Source organism: Nocardiopsis sp. iso_238 (assembly GCF_056173325.1).
Window position 1 is genome coordinate 982,996 of sequence record NZ_CM149668.1, and the last position, 25,331, is coordinate 1,008,326.

22 protein-coding genes are annotated in these 25,331 nt (G+C 71.4%); 15 read left to right on the forward strand and 7 right to left on the reverse strand.

What is annotated here, in order from left to right:
• Positions 1 to 16 precede the first annotated feature (16 nt).
• From AC0VYL_RS04425 to AC0VYL_RS04440, 4 genes are all read left to right on the forward strand, one after another.
• Entirely contained in the window at positions 17 to 748 is a 732-nt protein-coding gene (locus AC0VYL_RS04425; RefSeq protein WP_378742396.1) for a phosphocholine cytidylyltransferase family protein, read from the forward strand.
• Between the two features lie 5 nt (positions 749 to 753).
• Positions 754 to 1,803, forward strand: a complete 1,050-nt coding sequence (locus tag AC0VYL_RS04430) for an iron-containing alcohol dehydrogenase family protein (RefSeq protein WP_475459480.1) — start codon at positions 754 to 756, stop codon at positions 1,801 to 1,803.
• Positions 1,781 to 2,551 (forward strand): CDP-alcohol phosphatidyltransferase family protein, encoded by a 771-nt coding sequence (locus tag AC0VYL_RS04435; protein WP_475459482.1) that lies wholly within the window; start codon positions 1,781 to 1,783, stop codon positions 2,549 to 2,551. The genes AC0VYL_RS04430 and AC0VYL_RS04435 overlap by 23 nt, the downstream gene beginning before the upstream one ends.
• Positions 2,552 to 2,839: 288 nt before the next feature.
• Positions 2,840 to 3,670: a glycosyltransferase family 2 protein gene (locus AC0VYL_RS04440; protein ID WP_475462944.1), complete on the forward strand. Its 831-nt coding sequence runs from the start codon at positions 2,840 to 2,842 to the stop codon at positions 3,668 to 3,670.
• A gap of 255 nt (positions 3,671 to 3,925) precedes the next feature.
• On the opposite strand, the gene AC0VYL_RS04445 is transcribed toward AC0VYL_RS04440, so the two are convergent.
• On the reverse strand, positions 3,926 to 4,402 hold the full coding sequence (locus AC0VYL_RS04445) for a MarR family winged helix-turn-helix transcriptional regulator (RefSeq protein ID WP_475482397.1): 477 nt from the start codon (positions 4,400 to 4,402) through the stop codon (positions 3,926 to 3,928).
• Between the two features lie 188 nt (positions 4,403 to 4,590).
• Here AC0VYL_RS04445 and AC0VYL_RS04450 point away from each other — a divergent pair, with 188 nt between their 5' ends.
• From AC0VYL_RS04450 to AC0VYL_RS04475, 6 genes are all read left to right on the forward strand, one after another.
• Positions 4,591 to 5,757, forward strand: coding sequence for a PP2C family protein-serine/threonine phosphatase (locus tag AC0VYL_RS04450; RefSeq protein ID WP_475483467.1), 1,167 nt, complete (start codon positions 4,591 to 4,593; stop codon positions 5,755 to 5,757).
• Between the two features lie 91 nt (positions 5,758 to 5,848).
• Positions 5,849 to 6,727 carry an STAS domain-containing protein gene (locus AC0VYL_RS04455; RefSeq protein ID WP_475482398.1) on the forward strand — a complete coding sequence of 293 codons (879 nt, stop codon included), beginning with the start codon at positions 5,849 to 5,851 and terminating at the stop codon, positions 6,725 to 6,727.
• A 20-nt stretch (positions 6,728 to 6,747) separates the two neighbouring features.
• The gene (locus AC0VYL_RS04460; protein WP_475482399.1) at positions 6,748 to 7,164 is read left to right on the forward strand and encodes an STAS domain-containing protein; all 417 of its coding nucleotides are present in this window, start codon (positions 6,748 to 6,750) and stop codon (positions 7,162 to 7,164) included.
• Positions 7,161 to 7,598 carry an anti-sigma regulatory factor gene (locus AC0VYL_RS04465; protein ID WP_475482400.1) on the forward strand — a complete coding sequence of 146 codons (438 nt, stop codon included), beginning with the start codon at positions 7,161 to 7,163 and terminating at the stop codon, positions 7,596 to 7,598. Before AC0VYL_RS04460 ends, AC0VYL_RS04465 begins: the two co-directional genes overlap by 4 nt.
• Entirely contained in the window at positions 7,595 to 8,641 is a 1,047-nt protein-coding gene (locus tag AC0VYL_RS04470) for a SpoIIE family protein phosphatase (RefSeq protein ID WP_475482401.1), read from the forward strand. Before AC0VYL_RS04465 ends, AC0VYL_RS04470 begins: the two co-directional genes overlap by 4 nt.
• Complete coding sequence (locus tag AC0VYL_RS04475; protein ID WP_475482402.1) at positions 8,638 to 10,302, forward strand: PP2C family protein-serine/threonine phosphatase; 1,665 nt, start codon at positions 8,638 to 8,640, stop codon at positions 10,300 to 10,302. The genes AC0VYL_RS04470 and AC0VYL_RS04475 overlap by 4 nt, the downstream gene beginning before the upstream one ends.
• A gap of 49 nt (positions 10,303 to 10,351) precedes the next feature.
• Here AC0VYL_RS04475 and AC0VYL_RS04480 read toward each other — a convergent pair whose 3' ends face one another.
• From AC0VYL_RS04480 to AC0VYL_RS04495, 4 genes are all read right to left on the reverse strand, one after another.
• Positions 10,352 to 10,957 carry a malonic semialdehyde reductase gene (locus AC0VYL_RS04480; RefSeq protein WP_475482403.1) on the reverse strand — a complete coding sequence of 202 codons (606 nt, stop codon included), beginning with the start codon at positions 10,955 to 10,957 and terminating at the stop codon, positions 10,352 to 10,354.
• Between the two features lie 114 nt (positions 10,958 to 11,071).
• Positions 11,072 to 12,238 carry a glycosyltransferase gene (locus AC0VYL_RS04485; RefSeq protein ID WP_475482404.1) on the reverse strand — a complete coding sequence of 389 codons (1,167 nt, stop codon included), beginning with the start codon at positions 12,236 to 12,238 and terminating at the stop codon, positions 11,072 to 11,074.
• Positions 12,239 to 12,485: 247 nt separating this feature from the next.
• A complete protein-coding gene (locus AC0VYL_RS04490; protein ID WP_475459489.1) occupies positions 12,486 to 13,856 on the reverse strand; it encodes a nucleotide sugar dehydrogenase in 1,371 nt (456 codons plus the stop codon).
• 112 nt (positions 13,857 to 13,968) lie between these two features.
• A complete protein-coding gene (locus AC0VYL_RS04495) occupies positions 13,969 to 15,723 on the reverse strand; it encodes a glycosyltransferase family 4 protein (RefSeq protein ID WP_475483468.1) in 1,755 nt (584 codons plus the stop codon).
• Positions 15,724 to 15,958: 235 nt separating this feature from the next.
• Here AC0VYL_RS04495 and wecB point away from each other — a divergent pair, with 235 nt between their 5' ends.
• From wecB to AC0VYL_RS04510, 3 genes are all read left to right on the forward strand, one after another.
• Positions 15,959 to 17,068: a non-hydrolyzing UDP-N-acetylglucosamine 2-epimerase gene (gene wecB / locus AC0VYL_RS04500; RefSeq protein ID WP_475459494.1), complete on the forward strand. Its 1,110-nt coding sequence runs from the start codon at positions 15,959 to 15,961 to the stop codon at positions 17,066 to 17,068.
• A 109-nt stretch (positions 17,069 to 17,177) separates the two neighbouring features.
• Positions 17,178 to 18,923 (forward strand): hypothetical protein, encoded by a 1,746-nt coding sequence (locus tag AC0VYL_RS04505; RefSeq protein ID WP_475459496.1) that lies wholly within the window; start codon positions 17,178 to 17,180, stop codon positions 18,921 to 18,923.
• Positions 18,924 to 19,059: 136 nt separating this feature from the next.
• Positions 19,060 to 21,249, forward strand: coding sequence for a glycosyltransferase (locus tag AC0VYL_RS04510; protein ID WP_475483469.1), 2,190 nt, complete (start codon positions 19,060 to 19,062; stop codon positions 21,247 to 21,249).
• A gap of 191 nt (positions 21,250 to 21,440) precedes the next feature.
• On the opposite strand, the gene AC0VYL_RS04515 is transcribed toward AC0VYL_RS04510, so the two are convergent.
• Positions 21,441 to 22,727: a sensor histidine kinase gene (locus AC0VYL_RS04515; protein ID WP_475459498.1), complete on the reverse strand. Its 1,287-nt coding sequence runs from the start codon at positions 22,725 to 22,727 to the stop codon at positions 21,441 to 21,443.
• A gap of 65 nt (positions 22,728 to 22,792) precedes the next feature.
• Positions 22,793 to 23,461 (reverse strand): response regulator transcription factor, encoded by a 669-nt coding sequence (locus AC0VYL_RS04520; RefSeq protein ID WP_026128827.1) that lies wholly within the window; start codon positions 23,459 to 23,461, stop codon positions 22,793 to 22,795.
• Positions 23,462 to 23,793: 332 nt separating this feature from the next.
• Here AC0VYL_RS04520 and AC0VYL_RS04525 point away from each other — a divergent pair, with 332 nt between their 5' ends.
• Entirely contained in the window at positions 23,794 to 24,378 is a 585-nt protein-coding gene (locus AC0VYL_RS04525) for a hypothetical protein (RefSeq protein ID WP_475482405.1), read from the forward strand.
• 177 nt (positions 24,379 to 24,555) lie between these two features.
• On the forward strand, positions 24,556 to 25,281 hold the full coding sequence (locus AC0VYL_RS04530) for a hypothetical protein (RefSeq protein ID WP_475482406.1): 726 nt from the start codon (positions 24,556 to 24,558) through the stop codon (positions 25,279 to 25,281).
• Positions 25,282 to 25,331: the final 50 nt, after the last annotated feature.

Here is a 25,331-nt window from a genome sequence, read left to right on the forward strand (position 1 = left end):
GGAGGAACACGCCCTCATGCTCGGAATGGTTCTCGCCGCAGGCGCGGGGCGCCGTCTGCGTCCCTACACCGACACCCTGCCCAAGGCCCTGGTTCCAGTCGACGGCGAGACGACCATCATGGACATCTCGCTGCGCAACCTGGCCGCCGCCGGGCTCACCGACGTCGTTGTCGTGGTCGGTTACCGTGCCGAGGCCGTGGAGGAGCGCAAGGAGGCGCTGGAGAAGCGCCACGGCGTCAAGCTCACCCTCAGCTACAACGACAAGGCCGAGGAGTGGAACAACGCCTACTCCCTCTGGACCGCGCGTGAGTTCTTCTCCGAGGGCGTCCTCCTCGTGAACGGCGACACCGTCCACCCCGTCAGTGTCGAGGAAACGCTACTCGCCGCCCGGGGGCCGGAACTCCTCCTCGCGGTGGACAACGTGAAAAACCTGGCCGACGAGGAGATGAAGGTGACCCTCGACGAGGACGGTCACCTCAGCACCATCACCAAGCTCATGGACCCCGCGACCGCCGCCGGTGAGTACATCGGCGCCACCCTCATCGAGGGTTCGCTGGCCCCGCGCCTGGCCGACGCCCTCAAGGCCACCTGGGAGCGCGACCCGCAGCTGTACTACGAGGACGGCTACCAGGAGCTCGTCCGCCGCGGCGAGAAGATCTCCGTCGCCCCCATCGGCAAGGTCGACTGGGTCGAGGTCGACAACCACGACGACCTGGCCAAGGCGAGGGAGATCGCGTGCCACTACTAGCCCGAATGCTTCCCTCCCCGCTGGCGATCGACGTCCGCAGGGGAGCCATCGCCTCGCTCGGGACGGTGCTGGCCGACCGCCGCATCGCGACCGAGGGACGCATCGCCGTGGCCGTGGGCCCGGGTCAGGGCGCGCAGATCGCCGCTGACCTGGACCTGCCGCAGTGCGAGGTCTTCCAGGTCGAGGAAGGCACCGTCGACGCCGCGACCGAACTGGGCAAGAAGCTGCGCTCCGGCGCGTACGAGGCCGTGGCCGGGATCGGTGGCGGCAAGACCATCGACGTCACCAAGTTCGCCGCGACCATGGCGGGCATCCCGATGGTGGCCGTGGCCACCAACCTGGCCCACGACGGCATCGCCTCCCCCGTCAGCTCCCTGGAGCACGAGGGCGGCAAGCCGTCGATCGGCGTCACCATGCCCATCGCCGTGGTCATCGACGTCGACTACGTCCAGGCGGCCCCCCCGCACCTGGTCCGGTCCGGCGTCGGTGACGTGGTCAGCAACATCTCGGCCATCGAGGACTGGGAACTGGCCGGAAGGGTGAACGGCGAGCCGGTCGACGGCATGGCGGTCACCTTCGCCCGCGTGGCGGCCGAGGCGGTCCTGCACCGCCCCGACTCCATCGACTCCGACGGGTTCCTCAAGGTCCTGGCCGAGGGGCTGGTGCTGTCCGGGATGGCCATGTCGGTCGCCGGTTCCAGCCGTCCGGCCAGTGGCGCCTGCCACGAGATCCTGCACGCCGTCACGCAGCTGTACCCGGGAACCAGCAACCACGGCGAGCTCGCCGGTCTGGGCGCGCTGTTCGCGTCCTACCTGCGGGTGAAGCACCTGGACTGGCCGCAGGCGCGGCTGGAGGAGATCAGGTCCTGCCTGCTCCGCCACTCGCTGCCGATCGTGCCCTCCGACGTGGGGCTCGACGAGGCCTCGTTCGCACGCGCGGTGGCCCACGCCCCGGGCACCCGCCCGGGTCGGTTCACCATCCTTGAACACCTGAACCTCTCCGAGGACGAGATCGGGCGGAGTGTCGCGGACTATGTCGAAGCCGTCGGTCGCTGAGGTCCGCGCGGGCGGCCAGCCCGCGGGGATCAAGGAGCGCGTCAACGAGGAGCACTGGGCGGGCCGTCTCTACATGAGGGACCTCTCCCCGTACCTGTCGACCCTCTTCGTGCGGCTGCGCGTGCCACCGAACCCCATCACCTACCTGATGATGGTGTTCGGCGTGCTCGCCGGTGTGATCGTGGCCTTCGGCGGTCTGTGGTCGGCGGTCCTCGCCGCCGTGTTCGTGCAGATCTACCTCCTGCTGGACTGCTCCGACGGAGAGGTGGCCCGGTACACGGGCCGCACTAGCGTGGCGGGGATCTACCTGGACCGCATCGGGCACTACGTGTCCGAGGTCGCCCTGCTCGTCGGCCTGGGCATCCGTGCCCAGGGCGAGTTCGAGTCGGGCGGCTGGGTGATCCTGGGCATGGCCGCCGCGCTCGGCGTCGTCCTGATCAAGGCCGAGACCGACAACGTGGTGGTGGCCCGGGCCAAGGCCGGGCTGCCGGAGAAGATCACCGAGGAGGCCATGCGGCCGAAGTCCTCGGGTCTGAGCCTGGCTCGCCGACTCGCCTCGGCGCTGAAGGTCCACCGCCTGATCCAGGCGGTGGAGCTGTCCCTGATCGTGGTGGTGGCGGCCGTGGCCGACCTCTTCCTCGGGGACCTGTTGGCGACCCGCGTCCTGGTGGTGGCCTGCGCCGCCGTCGCGGTGCTGATGAGCTTCGCGCACTTCGTGAGCGTGCTCGCCTCCCGCCGCCTGGAGTAGCGGGGCGCCGACGCTCGACGTCACTGACGGAGCCGTGGACGTTACCCCGTCCACGGCTCCGTACACGTCGCTTTTATTCTTTCGTTAGTCTGTTTCTGCGAACGTTGGCATGTGTCCACCTGTCAGCCGCACGTCGTCCACTGAACGGTCGCAACCATGGCCACACCCGTGATCCCTCCATCGCAAGGCTCCGGCGCGCCCTCCGCGCACGACAACCGTGCGCCCAGAGCCGAACGGAGCAGTTCCCAGGTGCCCGGAAAGCCCACACTGTCCTGTGTTCTGCTCACCATGGGCAACCGCCCGGCCGAGCTGCGGCGTGCGATCACGAGCGTGTTCGAGCAGCAGGACGCCGACGTCGAGGTGGTCGTCGTCGGCAACGGCGCGGACCTGCCCGAGCTGCCCGAGGGCGTCACCACGGTGCGGCTTCCGGAGAACGTGGGCATCCCCGCCGGCCGTAACGAGGGCGTGCGGGCGACCAGCGGCGACGTGGTCCTGTTCCTGGACGACGACGGCTGGTACCGGTCCATGGACCTGGCCCGGCACGTGCGCGACCGGTTCGCGGCCGACCCCGCGCTGGGCGCGCTCTCGTTCCGGATCGCGGACCCGGACGGCGGCCCCGACCAGCGCCGCCACGTGCCCCGGCTGCGCGTGGGCGACTCCCGCAAGTCGAGCGTGGTCACCACGTTCCTCGGCGGGGCCAGCGCGGTGCGCCGGACCGCCTTCGACGAGGGCGGCGGCCTCCCCGGCGAGTTCTTCTACGCCCACGAGGAGACCGACCTCGCCTGGCGGATCATGGACGCCGGGTACACGATCGAGTACGACGCCGACGCCGTGATGTACCACCCGGCGGTGGCGCCGACCCGGCACGAGAACTTCTACCGGCTCAACGCCCGCAACCGGGTGTGGCTGGCCCGCCGCAACCTGCCGTGGCCCCTGGCCTTCGCCTACCTGGGCACCTGGGTGGGGCTGACCGTCCTGCGCGAGCGGGACCGCGAGGCCCTGAAGTCGTGGTTCTCCGGTTTCCGCGAGGGCTGGCGCGAGGACGCGGGACGCCGGACGCCCATCAGCTGGCGCACCGCCTGGCGGATGACCCGCGCCGGCCGCCCCCCGGTCATCTGACGGGTCGTCGGCCCCGCGCGCGGGCCGAGGCCGAGGACACAGAGGGGCTGAGAGCGCCGGCGCGAACGGTGCCCGCCCCGTGGATCGCTCCCCAGGAGCCGGACCGACGTACTCGGTCCCACTCCTGGGGAGCGTTCGTGTGCGGGGCCCGGCCCACCCGGTCATCACCGGAGGCCGGCCAGACTGTTGCTTCTTGACAATAGTTGACTATGTGGGCATTGTTTTCCGGTGGGAGGGAGCCCGGACGGCGGCGGTTCACGCCGTACGGAATCCCTGCCGCTCGTGTTCGGCGTCTCCGGTGTCACCGTCGACACGGTTCGCCGCTTCCTGGAAGGCGGCGAGCCCCTCCAGCAGCATCGCCCGTTTCCTCGGGGGCATCCGGGCGATCACGGTGTGGAGTTCCCGCTCCCTCCGGGCGCGGAGGTCGCGCATGAACGAGCGCCCGCTCTCGGTCAGCCAGATCCTCAGCTCGCGGCGGCTGTTGGGGCTGGAGGTCCTGTGTACGAAGCCGACCGCCTCCAGGCGGTCACACAGTCTGCTGACGGACGGAGGGGTGGAGCCCAGACGATCGGTGATGGTCCGCAGGTTCACGCCGTCCTCGCCGTCGAGGATGAACAGGACCTTGAGCTGCGACGCCGAGACCGGAGCTGTCGCCAGTTCGCGCCCACGGCCCCACAGCACCTCCATCAGCTCGGTCGCCTCCGAGGCGACCCGCGTGGCGTCATGTGCCATTTCCTGCGATTCAGCGCTCACTTTCGCCTCACCACATCGCCGTTGTGAGTAGGACCCGCGCCCTGGCTGGCGGCCGGGTATCTCCAAGACCATAACGGAACGCCCGGTTCCGTGCCTGCTCGCCGTCCCCCCACGAAGATCGGGCGGGGACGTCTACTTCCCCTGACAGAAAACACAGGTTGACGACTTTGAACGGTTACGAGGCAGTCGTACGGGCCCTCCAGCAGGCCAGGCCCGACGGTCTGCTGACCGCGTTGCGCGCAGCTCTGACCGAGAACTTCGAGGCGCTGGCGGTGGACCTGCTGCTGGCCGACTACGGGATGACGTCCCTGTGCCACGTCATCGCTCCGGGGGAGGAGCCCCGCTGGCTCTCCCTCTTCAACAGCACCGAGGGGAGGGTCTTCGGCTCCCAGGAACCGATGGTCGAGGGCTTCCCGAGCGCGGGCCGCTCAGTGGCGCGCCTCCCGGTGACCGTCCGTGGGGATCGCACCGGGGTGCTCGTGGTGGAGTTGCCCTCGGCCGCGCCGGCTCCGGGGGTGGTCGGGGACCTGGAGCGCATCGCGCGCGCCCTGGGCCACGAACTGCTCGTCTCGGAACGGGACACCGACCTCTACCGCACCCTGCGCCGCCGGGGCCGCCTCACCCTGGCCGCGGAGATCCAGTGGGACCTCCTGGCGGGCCGTGCCTACGAGTGTCCGGAGTACGCGCTGGGAGCCCAGCTGGAGCCCGCCTACGCCATTCGGGGCGACAACTTCGACTGGTCGGCCGGGGGCGACCACCTCCTCCTCGGCGTCACCAACGGCATGGGGGAGGGCATCGAGGCGTCCCTGCTCACCAGCCTCGCGGTGAACGCTCTGCGCAACGCGCGCCGGGCCGGAGTCCCGCTGGCCGACCAGGTCGCCCTCGCTGACAAGGCGGTCTTCGCGCAGCACCAGGGGGAGCTCTACCTGGACCTGCTCCTGCTCTCCTTCGACCAGGGCACTGGGGAGGTCCAGGTCGTCGACGCGGGATCGCCGCGCCTGTACCTGCTGAGGGACGACTCGGTGGCGCACTTCCCGTTCGACGCCCAAATGCCGCTGGGCATGGCGGAGGACACCGTCTACACGACCCAGCGCTTCACCGTCCAGCCGGGTGACCGGCTGGTCTTCGTCAGTGACGGGGTCTTCGACGCGTCGGGGTTCGACCGGGAGACCTTCGGCCACCGCTCGCTGGCGCGCTCGATCCTCGCGACCCGGCTGTTGCCCGCCGCCTCCGTCCCCCAGGAGATCCTGCGTCACCTCAGCGGACACCGTCGAGGGGAACGGAGCGAGGACGACGCCCTGGTGGTGTGCCTCGACTGGCGGGGCAAGGACTGATCCGCCCAGGGGCGAGGCTACGGGGACCGTCTGCGGCGGGACGGTCTGGTAGACAGTTGTCGGGCGACAAACGAGTGAGAACGGAATCGACATGACCGAGGACTCCCCGGCCGGGAACACAGCACGGACCGTGGCCCGTGTCCTGCGGGACAGAGGTGAACAGATCGCCCAGCGTTGGGCGGACCTTCCGCTGTTCCAGGCGGTCTTCACCGTCACACGGGACGAGGCCGTGGAGGCTTGCCACTCCGTGATCGAGTCCTTGGCCCAGGTGGCGGAGACCGGTCGGGTCGACGACATCGAGGCTCCCGGATTCGGAGCGATCCGTCAGCAGTTGGCGGCGATGAGCGCCTCCCGAAGCCGGTCCGGGCTCTCCGTCGGTCAGATCGATCGTGAGGTTGGCGCGCTCGGGATCGCCCCGGTCGAGATCCTCGAACGCGAGGTCGGAGCCGCGGACGGACGCGACGTGCTGCTCGCACGCCTGCTGTGGACCGAGCTGCTGTCCACGTTCAGGGTCGTCGTCATCGAGACCACCCTCCACGAGAACCGCGAGATCGTCGACCGCCAGCGCCAGCAGCTGATGGAGATGGGCACTCCGGTGATCAAGCTCTGGGACCGGTTGGTGGCCGTGCCGCTGATCGGCATGCTCGACAGCGCGCGCAGCCAGGTGGTCATGGAGAACCTCCTGGAGGCGATCGTCGAACACAACGCGAACATGGCCATCCTCGACATCACCGGCGTGCCCACGGTTGACTCACTCGTCGCCCAGCACCTCATGAAGACCGTCGCCTCCGCCCGCCTCATGGGGGCCGACTGCGTGATCTCGGGTATCCGGCCCGCCATCGCGCAGACCATCGTCCAGCTCGGGCTCGACCTCGGCCCGGTCACCACCCGTGCCACTCTCGCGGACGCCCTGGAACTCGCTTTGGAACGGCAGAACACGAACATCCAGGGGCTCACCCCCCGCGCCTGACTCACTGATCGGACCCGCACGTGCAGCCTGGAGCATCCCCCGTCCCCGTCCTGGACCTGGGCGGCATCCTGCTCATCAGTATCCAGGGAGAACTCCTCGACCACGCCGCCGTCGACCTCCGGACGGACGTGACCCGTGCCGTCTCCTCGACGGGAGCACGCGGCGTGATCATCGACATCAGCGGACTCGACATGGTCGACTCCTTCCTCGCCCGGGTACTGGCGGAACTGGCCGCCGGAGCCAGGCTCCTGGCTGCCCAAGCGGTGCTGGTGGGCATGCGGCCGAGCGTCGCCATCACCCTGGTCGAGCTTGGGCTCACACTGCCCGGACTCGACACCGCCCGTACGGTATCGGAGGCGGCGGCCTGCTTCGGGGTCGAGATCCGCGACACCGCACCACGGACGGCGGCCAGGGGCACTGACGGGGTCCAGACGTGAGCACCGACGAGCGCACCGCCTTCAGCCTGCCGGTCCGCAACGACGCCGACCTCATGACGGTGCGTCAGCGTGTGCGCGGCCTGGCCCAGGAGCTCGGGTTCGGACTCGTCCAACAGACCAAGCTGGTCACCGCTGCCAGCGAGTTGGCCCGCAACACCCTGATCCATGGCGGGGGCGGGCACGTGAGCGTCGACCTCGTCACTGACGGCGAGGGCCGGTCGGGTATCACCCTGGTCTTCTCCGATGAGGGCCCGGGGATCCCCGACGTCGCCCTCGCCCTGGGAGACGGCTACTCGACGGCGGGGGGACTAGGCATGGGGCTGAGCGGGTCCAAACGGCTGGTCGACGACTTCTCCGTCGAGACCACGAGCGGAGAGGGCACCGCCGTCACCGCCACCCTCTGGTCGCGACCCCAACTCCACGGACGCCGATGACCAGGATCTGGGACGTGGTGGTCAGCGACTCCACACTGGTCCGCAGGGCACGCGAGGCGGCCGAGGCAGCGGCCTCCGCGGCGGGGCTCGACCCCGAACGCGTCGGGGACGCCGCCCTGGTCGCGACCGAGCTGGCAACCAACGCGGTCAAGTACGCGGGTGAGGGCAGACTCGTCGCTGAGATCTCTCGTGACCCGTGGGGCAACGTCAGCGCCCTCCAGATCCTGGCGCTCGACCACGGGCCGGGCATCCGTGACGTGGACCGCGCCATGACGGACGGTTTCACGACGGGAAGTTCCCTCGGCACCGGCCTGGGCGCGTGTCTGCGGGCCTGCGACTACTTCGCCGTGGACAGCGTCCTCGGGCAGGGCACCCTGGCTCTGGCCCGGCTCGGTCCGCACGGGGCCCGCGAAGCCTTCGCCTCCCCCGCCGTGACCGGGGGTCTGCACCTGGCGTTGTGCGGTGCGCCCGAGTCCGGGGACGGACTGGCGTTCCGCAGCGCCTCGGGGCGCCGGACCGTCATGCTGGCTGACGGCCTCGGGCACGGAGCCGCGGCGGCTGAGGCCAGTGACCTGGCCGCGCGGACGGTGCGGAACAGGGCGGGCGGGAGGCCCGAGGACCTCCTGCGGTTCCTGCACACGGAGCTGAGGTCGAGCCGTGGTGCGGCCGTGGCCGTGGCCGACATCGACGAGTCCGCACACCGGCTCACCTTCTGTGGGGTGGGTAACATCGGAGCGCGGTTGTACGGTGCCGGCCGCTGGGAGACGCTTTTGTCCCGCCCCGGGATCGTCGGCGCCTTCGGCCTGCGCACTCCGGCGCCGGTGATCCGTGAGTGGCACCCGGGCGACCTCTTGGTGCTGTGCACCGACGGGCTGCCCAGCCGGTGGTCCCCGGAGGGGATCGAACGCCTGGCCGACCGGGACGCCGCGCTGATCGCGGCACGGGTCTTCCGGGACGCCGGAAGTGCCGCCCGCCCGCTTCGGGACGACACGGCGGTCGCCGTCGTGCGGCATTCCGGACGCTTCCACGGGGAGGGAACATGAGGCATCGCCTCCTGGACGAGCGCGTGCGCTCGGCTGTCGACGTGGCGCTGGCCCGTGCCCGGGTCGGGCACGTCCTGCGCGCGGACGGACACGTCATGGAGAAGGGCGCGGAGTTCCTTTCCGCCACCACCGAACACGCTCTGGAGCGGGTCGGGGCGGGTCGGGCCGCCGTCGTACGGCTGGAGGCGTCGGGGGACCGCCGCGAACTGCGGGCCAGTGTGCTCGGGGACGGTGCGGAGCCGGACGGCGCCTGGTCCCGCATCCTGGTCCTGGACGGTCCGCTCCCGGACGCGGCCCTGGAACCACCGGCATCCGAGGTCGAACTGCTGGCCGCCCAGCAGCTGGCTGACGACCGGCACCAGAGGAGAATGGCCGGGCTGGCCGCCCAGCGGGCCCGGGAACTCGACTCCCACCAGCGGGAGCTGGAGGAGACCAACCTGGGTGTGCTGGCCCTTCACGCCGAGCTCGCGCAGGCCAGCGACGAACAGAGGAGGCTGCTGCGGGCGGAGCGGGCCGCCAGGGACGAGGCGGAGACGGCGCGTAACCGGCTGACCTTCCTGTCCGCCGCGAGCGCCCAGCTCATGGCGACCCTTCAGCGGTCGGAGATCTGCGGGCGCCTGGAGAAGCTGCTGATCCCCGTGTACGCGTCCGCCGTGGACCTGTGGGTGGTCGAGGAGGGGGCGCTGGTGCCCCTGGAGGGCTCCGGGAACGGGGAGGCTCCGGACATCGCGGTCCGGGCGGTCGCGGAACGGCGTCCCGTTCGCGGCCGGGCCTCGCCCGAGGGTGTGGTCGGTACCGCCTTCCCGTTCCTCCTCGCGTCTCGCTCGCTGGGCGCCATGGTCCTCCACCGGGCGGACGGGGCCGACGACGACGTCATGCTCGGGGAGCTGGCGCGGCGGGTGGCCACGGCCATGGACAACGCGCAGCGCTTCGAGCACGAGCGGAACACCGCGGCGGCCCTCCAGCGCGCCATGCTGACCCGGCTTCCCCGGCTCCCGGGGATGGAGCTGACCGCACGCTACCTGCCCGCCGAGGACGGCATGAACGTGGGGGGCGACTGGTACGACGTCTTCCCGGTCGAGGACGGCGAGTACATCGGGGTGGTCGGTGACGTCACCGGGCACGGTATCCACGCGGCCGTCACCATGGGCCAGCTGAGGACGGCCCTGCGCGCCTACGCCGTTGACGAACGGAGCCCGGCGGCGCTCCTGGGTCTTCTGCACCGGTTGCTCGACCGTCTGGAGCCGGACCTGTTCGCCACGGCGGTCATCGTCCGCTTCCGCCCGGGCGATCCCCACGTGACCCTGGCGTCGGCCGGGCACCCGCCCCCGCTGCTGCGGGATGCCTCGGGGGAGGCGGCTCCGGTCGAAGCGGACTCCGGCGGCATGCTGGGCCTGCCCATCGACCTCACCTACGCTGACAACAGCGTGGAGGTTCCCCCGGGCGGTGCCCTGCTGCTCTACACCGACGGTCTGGTCGAGCGCCGGGGCGAGTCCATCGACACCGGGATGGCTCGGCTGAGCGCGTGCTTCGGGGAAGCCGCCCGACGGTCCCTGGGGACCGAGGACACCGCGGACCAGCTGCTGGCGGCGGCGCTGCGCGGGCACGCCTACGACGACGTCTGCCTGCTGGTGCTCGGGCCCGCGCCGGTACCGACATGACGGGGGCGGGGCGCCCGTGCGGCGCCCCGCCCCTTCCCGCCACGGAGGATCAGATCTCGGTGACGGCCGCTTCGTAGCCGAGGCGGGGGAGACGGTCGAACCAGGCGTCGGGCCCGGGACGGCCGATGTTCATGACGACCAGCGGGGTCTGGGTGGAGTCCGCGCCGAAGAGCTCCTCGCGCAGGCCCTCGGCGTCGAAGCCGGTCATCGGCCCGGCGGCCAGACCGGCGGCGCGCACGCCGACGATCAGGTAGGCGACCTGGAGGAACGCGTTCCGCAGGGCCATGTCCTCACGGGCCTCGACCGGCATGCCGGAGAAGTTCTCACGGGCGTCCGGGAGGACGGGGAAGGTCGTGGGGAAGTGCTCGTGGAAGGAGCTGTCGGCCGACAGCACCAGCGCCAGCGGGGCCTTGGCGGTCTTGGGGGCGTTGTTCCCGGCCATGTGCCTGACGAGGCGCTCCCGGGCCTCGGGGGAGCGGACGGCGGTCACCCGGAGGGGCTGGTTGTTCATCGCCGTGGGGCCGAACTTGACCAGGTCGTAGATGGCGCGCAGCTGCTCGTCGGTCACCGGTTCGTCGGTGAAGGAGTTGGCGGTACGGGCGCTGCGGAACAGAAGGTCCTGCGCGTCCTTGGCCAGAACGAGAGCGTCACTCATAGGGAAACCTCAGCTGTGCTTGAGCGGTTCAGGGCATGCCGCTGGGGGCCGGCTACCGAGCACAACCTGGTTTGCCAGGAAGATATTTCACCAGGGAACCATTGGTGAGCTCACTCACTCAGCGAGCGGCGCCGGACGGCGGCTGCCCGGCCGGGGCACGCGCGGGCGCGGTATCGACGGCCGCGGCCCGCTGGCCTCGGTGACCCACTCCTCCAGCTGCTTCACGAACAGGCGTGCCTGCACCGGCCAGTGGAACGAGGTCTGCGCGATCCGGTGGCCGGTGCGCGCGTACTCCTCGCGCCGGACCCGGTCGTCGCGGAGCTCCAGCACGGCACGGACGGCGGCCGACGGGTCCTGGAACGGGACCATGAGGCCCGCCGGGCCCTCCGGGCGCTGAGTCACCAGGGCCCGCGCCATCGGGTTCGGTGAGGTGACCACCGGCAGACCGTGGGCCATGTACTCCACGACCTTGGTGGGCAGGGAGTGCCGGTAGTTGTCGGTGTCGTGCAGCAGGCTGATCCCGGCCAGGGCGCCCGCGGCCATGCGCAGGGCCCGGTCGTTGGGCACGAACCCGTACCAGTGCAGCGCGTTCTCCTGGTGGGCGTCGCGCAGCAGCGGCCGGATCTCGTGGTCGGCGCCGCCGATGACCTCCAGGCGCACGCCGTGGTCGCGCAGCTGGCGGCCCACCTCGATCAGGTCGTGGGCGCCCCGGGCCCTGGAGAGCTGGCCCAGGTACACGACCCGGTCGTCGCCGGGCGGCCGGAGCGGGGTCTCGGGGACCTCGGTGGTGTTGGGGACCACCGGGTGGGCGCCCCGGAAGCGGGGCCGGTACCCCTCCTCGGCCAGCAGCAGGCGCATCCTGCGCTCCGCGCGGCGCTCGAACCGGCGCACCACGGCGCCGAGCGGTCTGCGCAGACGTTCGGGGATCCAGGACTTGGTGAGGAGCGCGGCGGGGGTGTCCTCGTGGACGTCCCACACCGTCACCGGGCGCTTGGCCGGCAGGGCCAGCAGCAGCTCGGGGTCGTGGAAGAGGAGGAGGTCGGCCTCCGGCGCCAGATGCGCCAGCGCGGACCGGGCCGCCCTCAGCGAGGACAGGCGGTCGCGGCCCGAGGCGCGGGGTACGTCCACGGAACGCACCTGGTCCCACGGGGTCACCCCGCACTCCCGGAACGGGGCTACGTACGTCACGGTGTGTCCGGCGTCCACGAGGGCGCGGATCTGTCGGTGCAGGATCCGGGCGTCCTCGGGGTGGTGCACAATCGTGGCCACAAGCGCGTGCATCGGGTTCACCTACTTATGTCACCGTTTGTACGACTCGTCCGTATTCGATGATCCGCCCCGAGGGTGCGGAATCAGCTGAACGACACGGTATTCACCAGCGGAAACACGCCGAGGAAAGCTGAGTGGACGCGTGGGGTGATTCCGGTGAACCCTTCGTTGGGTCACCGTGAACGCACGAAGGCACGCCGTCGAACGCGCGGTGGCGTCCGAAGCGGCGTGCCTCGGTGGTACCGGATCTAGCGGCTGGTCAGAGGACCTGGACACCCTCACGCTGCACGCGGCGGCGCGCCTGCGAGGGAACCTCGGCCACGGCGTCGGCCTCCGGGTCCGAGCGGCGCAGGACACCCCGGGTGTCCAGCAGTAGCCGCGCGTACTCGGTGAGCAGCTTGGGCCGGTAGTCGGCGTGGTCGGTGAGCAGGATGGTCAGGTCGGCCTCGGCCATCGCCCGCTCCAGGTCGGTGGAGCGCGGCACGTCCGTCCCGTCCACTTCCCAGGAGTCCACGTGCGGGTCGTGGTAGGTCAGCGTGGCGCCCTTCGCGGCCAGCTTGCGGGCCACCGGGCGCGCGGGCGACTCCCGCTGGTCGGCGATGTCGGCCTTGTACGTGACGCCCAGCAGCAGGACCTTGGACCTGGACAGCGCCAGGCCGGACTCGTTGAGCAGTTCCTGGGCGCGCTGGGTCACGTACGCGGGCATCCGCCCGTTGATCTCCTGGGCCAGCTCGACGAACCGGAACGGGTAGCCGAGCGTCTTGACCTTGTAGGAGAGGTAGTTCGGGTCGATGGGGATGCAGTGACCCCCCACGCCCGGACCCGGGTAGAACGCCTGGAAGCCGAACGGCTTGGTGGCGGCCGCCGAGATCGAGTCCCACAGGTCGATGCCGAGCTCCTGGCAGAAGACGGCCATCTCGTTCACCAGCGCGATGTTCACGTGCCGGTAGGTGTTCTCCAGCAGCTTGGCCATCTCGGCCTCACGGGTGCCGCGCGCCCGGACCACGGTGTTCACGAAGTTCCCGTAGAACGCCGCGGCCGCCTCGCCGCACTCCTCGGTGAGGCCCCCGACCACCTTCGGGGTGTTGGCGACGCCGAAGGTCGGGTTGCCCGGGTCGATGCGCTCGGGCGAGAAGGCCAGGTGGAAGTCGGCGCCGGCGACCAGGCCGGACTCCTCCAGCAGCGGCCGGACGACCTCCTCGGTGGTGCCCGGGTACGTGGTGGACTCCAGGATCACCAGGGTGCCCGGGGACAGGTGCGCGGCGATGGCCCTGGAGGCCGAGGTGACCGCGCCCAGGTCCGGGCCGCCCTCCGGGGAGAGCGGCGTGGGAACGCAGATGACGATGGTGCGCGCCGTGGCGAGGCACGCCGGGTCGGTGGTCGCGCTGAACCCTCGGGCCAGCATCGAGGCGACGTCGTCCGTCGACAGGTCGTCGATGTGCGACACGGACTCGTTGAGACCGTCGACCACTCTCGTGCTCACGTCGAATCCGGTCACCCTCAGTCCCGCCGAGACGGCCTCCGCCGCCAACGGGAGACCGACGTAACCGAGGCCGAGGACGACGAGATCGCTGGCCGAACCGGAGCTCTGCTCGGGGACAGGGACTGGGTTGGAGGCTGCGGCATCCACTTCGCGGTCACACTCGCATTCATTTCGTGAACGGGCGCAAATAGTCGAGGACTGCCTTGGATCCACCATTCGGAGTGCTGGACGTCCGAGTGTAGGTAGACGTTGTCCTCGGTTACGGGATCTGTCCTGGTTCGGACATTTTTCGAATAAGAACCCGATACGCCTGGCTGTAGCGGTATGCGGCCTCGGTCCACGTTCGGTTGGCCCCGACACGCTTCTGACCAGCTTGACCGTAGGACGTCCGCTTTGGATGACTGTAGGCGAGATTTGTGAGGACATCAGCTAGACGTGCCGATTCGCCCGCCGGAATTAACTCACCGGACACCCCCGGTTCCACGATCTCTCGCAGTGCGGGAAGGTCACTCGCGACAACGGGAAGCCCACCAGCCATGGCCTCCACCGGCTTCAACGGTGTCACCAAGCGACACACGCGTTCATCGAGTCGTGGCACGGCGAAGACGTCCAGCGCGGCGTGGTGGTGGCGGACCCGGTCGGCGGGGACCCGCCCCGGGAAGTGCGCCGCGCCCTCCAGCCCGAGCCGCTGGGCGCGGTCACGCAGCGTGGCCAGCTCCGGCCCGTCGCCGACCACCAGGGCGTGGGCCCGTTCGCCCCGTTCACGCATGGACGCCACCGCGTCCAGGAGCACGTCCAGACCCTCGTAACCGAAACAGCTCGTGGTGGTGCCCACCACGAACTCGTCCGGTCCGATGCCCAGCCCCCGGCGGACCTCGTCCCCCGACGGCAGCGGCTCCAGGAACGACTCGTCCACGGCGTTGGGGACCACCAGCAGACGCTCCCGGGGCACCCCGCGGGCCTCGATGTCGGCGCGCATGGCCTCCCCGAGCGTCACCACCAGGTCGGCGGCCAGCATGCACTCGGTCTCGCTGGCGCGTTCTGCCTGGTAGAAGGCATCGTCCACGCTGCGGGACGGATCCCGGGACAGCCAGGACTCCTCCAGGAACCCCCGGACCTCGTAGACCACCGGCAGCCCGAACCGGTGGCCCAGCTCCAGGGCCAGCCGCGCGTTGTGGTGGTTGCTGGCGGCGTGCAGCACGTCCGGGCGGACCGCCTCCACCAGCTCCGACGCCAGCCGAAGCCCCGACTCCAGCTCGTCGGCGTGGTCCCGGGGCGCCGCCCACGGCAGGAGCCGGTGGTAGGCCACACCGTCCAGCGACACCAGCGTGCGCGGGTCCGGTACCCCCTTGGTCAGCGGATACCCGGCCCGGGTGGCCACGTGCACGTCCATCCCGGCCTCCCGCTGCGCCACCGCGATCCGGTGCGTGCGCTGGGTGTAGCCAGCGTTGGTGTGCGGCAGCGCGTTGGTGACCAGATGCAGCACCCGGATCCCCGCCCCGGGCCGCCCCGGGTCCGCCGCCACCCGCCAGCGCCCGCCGTCATCCGTGCCGGTGGCCGGTCGCTGAGCGTTCACCGTGTCGTCAGGCCGCGTTGGCGCACCGCGGGTTAACGTGAACCCGTGACGGTCAGGCGAAACGGACGGGGACGCGGGGACGGCACGCCCCGTGGCCAGGGCCGTCCGATGTTCCGCCGAGGTCCTGTGCGGCCCCGGAGGAAGACGTTCGACCAGGTCACGAGCTGTGTCGGCGTCACCGGCGGCGAGTGCCGCCGCGACCAGGCGTCCCACCCTGCGGGGCGAGGCGTTCGTGGCGGCGGACAGCAGCACCTCGCGTGCCTCCGCGCGCCGTCCCTGGTCCCACAGGGAGTAGGCGCGCGGGAGCGCGCCCGAACGGGCGGACACGGCACGCGCCGGGGTCCGCACCGGGCCGGGCATCAGCCGCAGTGCCAGCAGCGGCAGGCGGGCCGGATCGGAACGCAGGTGGTGCCAGGCCAGCGTCGCGGTGAAGGTCACCGCCCTCGGCCAGAGGACGCGCGAACGCGGAACACGGGGTTCGGAAATCTGGGAGTCATGCACGGTCAGTCACACAACCACGTGGACGTGGCCGGATGGTGACAACACGGCGACACGGACGGGACGGCTGGGGCAAAGAACTCCGTCACCCGGACCGCGCGCACCGACCGCCCGGCCGGACCCCGGCCCACACCAGCACAGCAGACACCCCCACCAGAAGCAGAAGGAAACAGCCGTGGCAACGAGTGCGCCTCTTGGCAGCCAGGACACCGGGATCGTGCACGTGGTCGGGGCCCGCCCCAACTTCGTGAAGGCCGCGCCGGTCGTCTCCGCCCTGCGCGGGCGGGGCGCGCACCAGACGGTCCTGCACACCGGTCAGCACTACGACGACCGCATGTCCGCCGTCTTCTTCCGGGACCTCGGCCTGCCCACCCCGGACGTCGACCTCGGTGTCGGCTCCGGTTCGCACGCCGCCCAGACCGCCGCGCTCATGGTCGGCCTGGAGCGCGAGTTCACCGCGAACACGCCCGGGATGGTCGTGGTCTACGGCGACGTGAACTCCACCGTCGCCGCCGCCCTGGTCGCCGCCAAGCTCGGCATCCCCGTCGCGCACGTCGAGGCGGGCCTGCGCTCCTTCGACAACACCATGCCCGAGGAGATCAACCGGCGGGTCACCGACCAGCTCAGCGACCTCCTCTTCGCGACCAGCCCCGAGGCCGTCGGCCACCTGGCCACCGAGGGGATCTCCCCGGACCGCGTCCACCTCGTCGGCAACCCGATGATCGACACGCTCCTGGGCAACCTCGACCGCTTCGACGCCGACGCCCTGCGCGCCCGCCTCGACCTGCCCGAGCGGTACGTGGCCGCGACCCTGCACCGCCCCGCCAACGTCGACGACCCGGCCAACGTCGCCCTCCTCACCGAGCGGCTGCACGAGATCGCGGACCTCACCGACGTGGTCATGCCGGTGCACCCGCGCGGTAAGGCCGCCTTCGACCGCGCGGGGCTGGGCGACCACCCGCGCGTGCGCCTGCTCGAACCGCTCGGCTACCTCGACTTCGTCGCCCTCACCCGGGGCGCCGCCGCCGTCGTCACCGACTCCGGAGGGGTCCAGGAGGAGACCACGATCCTCGGCGTCCCCTGCCTGACCCTGCGCCCCAACACCGAACGCCCGATCACCATCACCCACGGCACCAACCAGCTGGTCACGGAGGCCGACCTCCTCCAGACCCTCGGCAAGGTCCTGGACGGCCGGACCGGGGAACGGATCGGTGACGTGCCACCGCTGTGGGACGGCCGCTCGGGCGAGCGCATCGCCGCCGTCCTCACCCAGTGGTCGCGGTGACCGGCCGTGTCCCCCATCCGCGAGGGCGCCCCCCGGCACCCGGACCACACCACGGACACCCCGGTGTCCCGACCCGAGGTTTCCCGAACCGAGCACAAGGTGGCAGACCGTGAAACGGCGTGAACAGAGCCAGACCGAACAGCTTCGGCAAGCCCTGGCCGAGCGCGAGGCCCAGCTCCAGGAGGCACAGGCCCGTCTCGCCTCGCTTGAGGGATCGACCTCCCTCCAGGTGGGCCGCGCGCTCACCGCCGCCGCCAAACGACCCGGCCGCTCCCTGGTCAGGCTCCCGCGCGACCTCTACCGGCTGTGGCGCCGCAGCGGCAGCACCAACCACGCCCAGCGCCGCGGGGTCGAGCCGGTCCGCTCCTTCGACGCCGACCGGCAGGAGGCCCGCCTCCTCACCGGGCTGAGCGGCGGCCGCGAGGACCTGCTGGTCGTCGCCACCGTCCTCGGTCCGGCCGTGGAGAAGGCCGTGGACCCGTACCTCCGTACGGTTCCGCTGCGCCCGCACGACGCCCAGATCGTCATGGACGCGGTCGACGTCGACCTGCTCCTGGTGTCGTCCTCGGCCGCCGCGCCCGGCTCCCCGTGGGCCCACGTGGGCGACCCCGCCGCCGTCGACCGCACCCGCGCCCTGCACTGGGTGCTGGAGTCCGCGGCCGCGCGCGGCATCCCCACGGTCCTGCTCGACGACGCACCCGCCCCGCCCGCCCTGCGCCAGCTCGGCTTCGACCGCGTGCACAAGGGCGACGCCGGGGTGCCGCTGCACCAGTTCAACCCGGTGGCCGCCGAACTCGTCTCCGGCCCCGAGGCGGTCTTCGTCCGCACCTCCCCGGACCAGCCGGTCCCCGACGTCCTCGTGGACCTCGGCGCGGGTGTGGTGGACGCCGACTCCCCGGACCTGCCCGACGCCCTGCGCGCCGCCAACGTCGCCGTGATCCCCGAGTCGGGCCACGGCGACCTGCGCCTGCGCCGCCGCGCCTGGGCCTGCGGCACCCGGGTGGTCTCGCACCCGGCCGTGCCCGCGCCGGACACCGAGGACCTCGCGGTCACCGTGCCCCGGCTGCGCGCGGAACCGCCCACGCCCCGCGAGGTGCGGGCCATGCTGCGCCAGGTCTTCCTCGACGAGGCGGCCCCCGTCCGGCTGGCCGCCCTCCTGGAGGGCCTCGACTTCGCGTCGGGCACGCCCGGCACCGAACTCCCGCTGAGCGGCAGGGGCGTCGCGGTCCTGGCCGACCCGGCCTCCGAGGCCGAGGCCGAACGCCTCGCCGCCGACCTCCTCGGCTCACGCCTGCGCCCCGCCGAGGTGGTCGTCCCCGACACCGCCGCGCGCATGCCCGGGGTCCAGCGCCTGCGGTCGGAGGGCCTCACCGTGCGCACGGTCCGCACCATCGCGCCCGACACCCCCGAGGAACTCACCCGGGAGGGCACCCGCTCCCAGGTCGGCGGGTTCGAACCGGAGCACTGGGCGGCCCTGGCCGAACGCGCCACCTCGCCGTGGGCGCACCTGTGGACCGGTCCGGTGGGCCGCCACCGCCTGGCCGACCTCGCCTGCGCCGCCGAGTGCTCGGACGCGGACGCCGTCGGCACGCCCGACTCCGACGACCCGGGCGCCCCGGGCATGGGGGAGCGGGGCTTCTTCGACCGCGACACCGGGGGCAGACAGTACGTGTTCGTCACCTCCGTCACCCCGGAGCTGGCGCGCACCGACCTCCTGCGCCGGGGCTGGCTCCCGGCGGAGTGGAACCGGCGCGGCACCCGGCTCCTGGCCCTGGGCCCGGACCACGGTTCCGGCACCGACGGCGACAACGAGGGACCCACCCACGCCGACGCCTCGACGGGCGCGGTCGGTTGACCACCGTGACGCCGCCCGACCGGTCGTCGCCCGGTCCGCCCCCGACGGACGCGCGCGGCGCGGTAGTACGCAAGACTCGGGCCACCCATCAGCATCCGAAGGGAAGAACGTGAGCACAGCTCCTCCGCGCGCACTCTTGTACGGGGACGTGGACCTGAACATCATCGACGGCTCGGCGATCTGGGCGCAGTCGATGGCGCAGGCCCTGGCGGCGGCGGGTTGCGAGGTCACCCTGCTGCTCAAGGCCCAGGTCCGCACCGACCGGCTCACGGCGCCGCTCACCGCGAACCCCGCGGTCAGGCTGATCCGCCCCTACGAGGACAAGCTCCTGTCCGACCTCGGACCTCGCGGACTCACGCCCGAGCAGGCCGTGGAACTCATGGGCGGGATGCACGCCCGCAGGCCCTTCGACCTGGTCGTGGTCCGGGGCCGTCGGCTCGCCGGGCTGGCCGCCCAGGAGGAGAGCCTGTCGGGGAGGCTGTGGACGTACCTCACGGACTTCCCGCACAGCGTCGGGGAACTCTCCGCGACCGCCACCGCCGAGCTCACCGACATCGCGCTGGCCTCCCGGTTCGTGCTCTGCCAGACCGAGGAGCTGCGGGCCTTCCTGGAGTCCACGATCCCCGCCGCCTGTGGCCGCTCCGTCCTGTTCCCGCCCGTCGCGGCCGTGCCCGAGGGGATCGCCGCCGACGGGCAGACGCACGCGCGCACCCGCCTGGCCTACACCGGCAAGTTCGCGCCCCGCTGGAACACCCTGGAGATGACCGGCCTGCCCGAGGAGCTGGCCCGCCTCGGGGTGGACTCCGAGCTGGTGATGATCGGTGACAAGATCCACTCCGAACCCGCCGACTGGGCCAAGCGCATGCGCAGGGCCCTGGAGAGCACCCCGCACGTCGACTGGCGCGGCGGCATGGCACGGGCCGACGCCCTCCGCCAGTCCGCCGAGTGCGACTTCGGCCTCTCCTGGCGCGACCCGGACATGGACGCCAGCCTGGAGCTGTCCACCAAGGTCCTGGAACTCGGCGCGCTCGGCCTGCCCGTGGTCCTCAACCGCACGCCCATGCACGAGGCCCTGCTGGGCGCGGACTACCCGCTGTTCGCCGGTGAGGACACCGCCTCGGTGGCCGCCGTGATCGCCCGCGCCTACCACGACCGCGCCGTCTACGCCGAGGCCGCCGAACGCTGCCGGGCCGCCGCCGCGAACCACACCCTGGAACGCGCGGCCGAGCGCCTGCGCGGGTACCTGGCCGAGGCCATCCCCGCCGCTCCCGAGGGCACCGACCCGGAGCGCCCGCTCAAGGTGGTCATCGCCGGGCACGACCTCAAGTTCTTCACCCGCCTGGCCGAGTACCTGGACTCGCTTCCCGGCCTGGACGTGCGCATCGACGAGTGGGAGGGGCTGAGTACCCATGACCAGTACCGGTCCCGGGAGCTCGCCGCCTGGGCCGACGTGGTCATCTGCGAGTGGTGCGGGCCCAACGCGCTCTTCTACGCCAAGTGGAAGCGCCCCGACCAGCGGCTGATCGTGCGCCTGCACCGCTTCGAGCTGTACGCGGAGTGGCCGCGCCGCCTGGAGATCGCCAAGGTGGACGCGGTCGTCTGCGTGAGCCCGCACTACGCCGACCTCACCCGTGAGATCACCGGCTGGCCCGCCGAGAAGGTCGTGGTGCTGCCCAACTGGGTGGACGACCGCCAGCTGGACCGCCCCAAGCTCGCCGGGGCCGAGTACTCGCTCGGCATGATCGGCATCGCGCCGTCCCGCAAGCGCCTCGACCGGGGACTGGACGTGCTCTCGGAGCTGCGCCGGATGGACCCCCGCTACACGCTGTCGGTCAAGACGAAGCAGCCGTGGGAGTACTGGTGGATCTGGAACCGGCCGGAGGAGCGCTCCTACTTCGAGCGGGTGTACCGGCGCATCCAGCGGGACGAGAGCCTGGCCTCCGGTGTGGTCTTCGACGGCTTCGGGCCGGACGTGGCCACCTGGCTGCGCCGGGTGGGGATCGTGCTGTCCACCAGTGACGACGAGTCGTTCCACCTGGCTCCGGCCGAGTGCGCGGCCTCCGGCGGGGTCCCTGCCCTCCTCGCGTGGCCGGGTTCGGACACCATCTACGACCCGCACTGGATCCACGACGACGCGGTGGCCATGGCCGAGTCCATCCACGCGACGGTCTCCGAGGGCCGGTTCGGTGAGGAGAGCGAGCGCGCCCGCGCGGAGGTGACGTCCGTCTACGGGTTGGAGCGGGTCCGCGGGCTGTGGAGTGACCTGGTGGTCCGGGGCGAGGCCCCCGCCGCCCAGGGTTCCACCGCCCACGCCAGCGCCAACTAGGCCCCGCATCGATGTGTGCTGTTCGCACTTCGCCGTGAGCCCGGGGCTGGGCGAGCGGGCGTGGCTCCTCAGCCTCGGCCGAGGAGCCAACGGCCCGGCTCAGCCACGGGCGTGAGTCCCGCCCTGAACCTTGCCACAAGGGGGGCGCCCGAACACGCACCGAAGCGAAGCGGAGGCCCAAAGAAGCACGATCAGACGGGCCCCGTCATCTTTGACAGCCCCCCGGCCCCGGCGGGCAGGAACAGCGCGAAGGTGGTCGGCCGGGTCTGGACCAGCTCCACCCTCGCCCCCTCGGACTCCGCGATGTGGCGGGCCAGGGCGAGTCCCAGGCCGGTACCGCCGCCGCCACTGACCTCGCGTTCGAAGATCCGCCCGGACAGGTGCTCGGGGACACCCTCACCCTCGTCGCTGACCTCGACCCGGACGGACTGACCGGTGTCGAGGCGGCGGATGGTCACCGTCCCCGCACCGTGCTTGTAGGCGTTCTCCACCAGTGTCGCGAGGATCTGGGCGAGGTCGGTGGGGACGGTCATGGCGGTCAGTCCGGGGTCTCCGGTGACGAGGAGTCGGCGCTTCTCCTGTTGGAAGACGGGCGACCACTCGGCCTGGAGGTGGTTGAGGACCGGGTCGAGCTCCACCGGTTCCACCTCGGGGTTCTGGCTCTTGCGGGCGCGGCCCAGCAGGCTCTCGACGGTCTCCACGAGGCGTTCGGTCTGGGCGAGGGCGGCTTCGCCCTCCTCACGGACCACCTGCGCGTTGTCGGACTCCGCGATGATCTCCTCCAGCCGCATGGTGAGCGCGGTCAGCGGTGTGCGGAGCTGGTGCGAGGCGTCGGTGGCGAAGTGGCGTTCGGTGGCGATGAGCCCGGCGATGCGTTCGGCGCTGCGGTCCAGGACCTCCGCGACGCGGTCGGCCTCCGGGATGCCGTAGCGGTGTCCCCAGGGCGTGGTGACCCCGGAGCCGAGCCGTTCGGCGGTGGCGGCCAGATCGACCAGCGGCAGGGTGAGGCGGCGGGCCTGGAACATGGACAGGCCCACGGCGACCCCGATGGCCAGCAGGGAGAGCGAGGCGATGCCCAGCCAGGCGCGGACGACGCTCTCCTGGACGTCCTCGCCGTCACTCCACACCTCGACCCTGGTGTCGCGGCCGGTGGTGACGGTGGCCCTGAGCAGGCGCGGTGAGTCCACGGCCTCGGGGTTCAACGCGGGATCGCCCGCCGTCACGGCGGTCGGTTCGCCCGCGGGTGTGATGCGGACGAACCGGTTCGGGTGTTCCCGGTCGAACTCGGCCAGATCCAGTTCGCCGTGGAGCTCCAGCATGTTGTCGCTCTCGGCGCCGATCAGTTCGGCCTCGCCCTCAAGCTGCCGACTGGCCTCGTCGTGCACCAGTTTGTAGGTGAGCGCACCCAGGGGCAGCCCGAGCAGCATGACGGCGATGACGGTCACCACCAGGGTGGAGAAAACCATCCGCCTGCGCATGTCACCTCACGTCCGTCCGACCCCCTGGGCGGTCGACTGGCAAGCGCGTCGAACCCAAGGTCGTGTCAGTCTCGTTCGAACCGGAACCCCACGCCCCGGACGGTCGTGATGTAGGAAGGCTGGTTGGCGTCGTCACCGAGTTTGCGGCGCAGCCAGGAGATGTGCATGTCGAGGGTCTTGGTCGACCCCCACCAGTTGGTGTCCCACACCTCCCGCATGATCTGTTCACGGGTGACCACCTTGCCCGCGTCGCGCACGAGCACGCGCAGCAGGTCGAACTCCTTGGTGGTCAGTTGGAGCTCGCGGTCGCCCAGCCAGGCGCGGCGCGAGTCGTTGTCGATGCGGACTCCGTGGACCACCGGCACCTCGGCTCCGCCGCGCCGCAGCAGGGCGCGGACGCGGGCCAGGAGTTCGGCGAGCCTGAACGGCTTGGTCACGTAGTCGTCGGCACCGGCGTCGAGGCCGACGACTGTGTCGACCTCGTCCGCTCGGGCGGTCAGGATGAGGATCGGCGTTCCGTGACCCTCGGCGCGGAGCCGACGTGCCACCTCAAGGCCATCCATTTCGGGGAGCCCGAGATCCAGGACCATGAGGTCGATGTCTCCCGCACGGGCGCGGTCGAGTGTCTCAATGCCGTTGACGGTCACGTCTACCGTGTAACCCTCGCGGCGTAGTGCGCGCGCGAGAGGCTCGGAGATCGAGACATCGTCTTCGGCCAGCAAAACGCAGGTCATGGAGCCGATCGTAGGTCCAGGGTGGCGCATTTCCCTATTATGCGCGCCGGATGGCCCAAGGTTGGCCGAAAATACGCTAATCACATACCGGTCAAATAGTGCAAATGGCTACCAGGAGCTCTTTCTTTGCACGTTCTTGGTGAAACTGGGAAGCTGGAACGCGGGGTGTAGGAGTGCCCTTCGACAGAACTCCCGGACAGCAGAGGAGCCAGGACGTGAATCCCCAGCCGCCGCCCCCGGGCGGAAACGAATTCGGCTCCCCTCCCCAGGGGCCGCCTCCCCAGGCGCCCTTTCCCCAGGCACCTCGCCCCCGGGGCCGGTACGGCACCGGCGTGGTCGCTGTGCTCGCCGTCATCGCCATCCTGGCCGGAGCCTCCTTCCTCGGCGGCGGGCTCGCCCTGGGCGGAGTCGTGACCGGTCGGATCGCCGCCGAACGGGAGCCCGGACCGGAGCTCTCGCCGTCCCCCTCTCCCACGCCCGCGCCCGAGGAGTCCCCGAGTCCGACCGAGGACCCCTTCCCCAGCGCCGAACCGACCCGGGAGCCGAGCGACCCTCCCACGGAGGAGCCCCAGGAGAAGGTGACCGTCGAGGAGGTCATCTCCGAGCTCAGCGGTGACTACGACCTGGAGGCGGGTCGGGACGTGACCGACGACCTCTGCGGCGGCGGGGAGGAGGAGGCCCTCTCCTGCACGAGCGCGATGGACACCAACCTCGCCCGCGTCATCGACTTCGACGACATCCTGACGGCCTCGATCGTCATCGTGAACCTGCGCGCCCAGGCGGAGGAGGACGACAACGACATGGTCGACGCCCAGAACGCCTGCCACATCGTGTTCATCTGGTTCGAGGGCAGCGGCATGGACCAGTCCGAGCGCGACGACATGACCCGCGACGCCAGGTCCTTCGCCGGTTGCTGACCCCTCTTCCGACGAATCCGCCGCGTCGTGACGTGTCCTCTTGAACACTCTGAGTGATGATAGGGGTGGCAATGGTGGTGTTGGTGGTGGTTGGCGGGCCCCAGGGCGCGCACCTCCACCGGACCCGTCACCCCACTCGGACCCCGATCCCGGTCCGGGGGTACGCGAGGAGTGCGGATGGTGCGTCGCGAAGAGAAGGCCGGAAACCGACCCGGCGGCCCGAAGGGGCCGACCCGACCCAGGGGGTGGCGGGAGTCGGCGGCGTCGTCGGAGCCCGGCACGCGGCGGCGGGGCACCCCCGCCGGACTCACCCTGGCCCTGGCCCTCGCGGTCTGCCTCCCGACCGTTCTCGCGGCCCCGGCCTCCGGGACCACCGTGGCGGAGGCCGTCCGGGTCGAGGTCCCGGTGAACCCCCGGGACGACGCACCGAACGCGGGACCGCCCCGACCGGCTGACAGACCGGCTGACAGACCGGCCGACGGGCCGACCGACAAGCCGGTCACCGCCCCGGCCGACCAGCCGACGGCCCAGCCGACGTCCGAACCGGCCGCAGAACCCCCGGCCGAACCGGTGGCCGAGCCGACCGCCGAGCCGACCGCCGAACCGGCCAACGAACCGGCGGCGACCCCGTTCTCCCGCCGCCACTACTACACCACCTGGCGCGACGCCCGGACCTACTGGTCCCAGGAGAGCCGGTACCCCACGGGCGGCTGGCTCTGGGCCGGGCGCCACTACTTCTTCTGCCAGGTGGAGGGCGAGCCGCACTCCGACGGCGAGGACGGCTACTCGACCTGGTGGGCGCTGACCGACGACGACACGGGCAACCACGACGTCTTCGTCAGCGCCACCGCCTTCCGGAACGGCGAGCCCTGGAAGCCGATCGAGGGGCTGCCGCGCTGCTGACCCCCGTCCCAGGACCGCCCGAGCACGACGACGCGGGCCCGCCCGAGTCT

Excerpts from the sequence above, each read along its gene's own strand:
- AC0VYL_RS04425 (WP_378742396.1), top strand. The coding sequence starts at position 17 with ATGCTCGGAATGGTTCTCGCCGCAGGCGCGGGGCGCCGTCTGCGTCCC.
- AC0VYL_RS04430 (WP_475459480.1), top strand. The coding sequence starts at position 754 with ATGCTTCCCTCCCCGCTGGCGATCGACGTCCGCAGGGGAGCCATCGCC.
- AC0VYL_RS04435 (WP_475459482.1), top strand. The coding sequence starts at position 1,781 with ATGTCGAAGCCGTCGGTCGCTGAGGTCCGCGCGGGCGGCCAGCCCGCG.
- AC0VYL_RS04440 (WP_475462944.1), top strand. The coding sequence starts at position 2,840 with ATGGGCAACCGCCCGGCCGAGCTGCGGCGTGCGATCACGAGCGTGTTC.
- AC0VYL_RS04445 (WP_475482397.1), bottom strand. The coding sequence starts at position 4,402 with ATGGCACATGACGCCACGCGGGTCGCCTCGGAGGCGACCGAGCTGATG.
- AC0VYL_RS04455 (WP_475482398.1), top strand. The coding sequence starts at position 5,849 with ATGACCGAGGACTCCCCGGCCGGGAACACAGCACGGACCGTGGCCCGT.
- AC0VYL_RS04470 (WP_475482401.1), top strand. The coding sequence starts at position 7,595 with ATGACCAGGATCTGGGACGTGGTGGTCAGCGACTCCACACTGGTCCGC.
- AC0VYL_RS04475 (WP_475482402.1), top strand. The coding sequence starts at position 8,638 with ATGAGGCATCGCCTCCTGGACGAGCGCGTGCGCTCGGCTGTCGACGTG.
- AC0VYL_RS04480 (WP_475482403.1), bottom strand. The coding sequence starts at position 10,957 with ATGAGTGACGCTCTCGTTCTGGCCAAGGACGCGCAGGACCTTCTGTTC.
- AC0VYL_RS04485 (WP_475482404.1), bottom strand. The coding sequence starts at position 12,238 with ATGCACGCGCTTGTGGCCACGATTGTGCACCACCCCGAGGACGCCCGG.
- AC0VYL_RS04515 (WP_475459498.1), bottom strand. The coding sequence starts at position 22,727 with ATGCGCAGGCGGATGGTTTTCTCCACCCTGGTGGTGACCGTCATCGCC.
- AC0VYL_RS04520 (WP_026128827.1), bottom strand. The coding sequence starts at position 23,461 with ATGACCTGCGTTTTGCTGGCCGAAGACGATGTCTCGATCTCCGAGCCT.
- AC0VYL_RS04530 (WP_475482406.1), top strand. The coding sequence starts at position 24,556 with ATGGTGCGTCGCGAAGAGAAGGCCGGAAACCGACCCGGCGGCCCGAAG.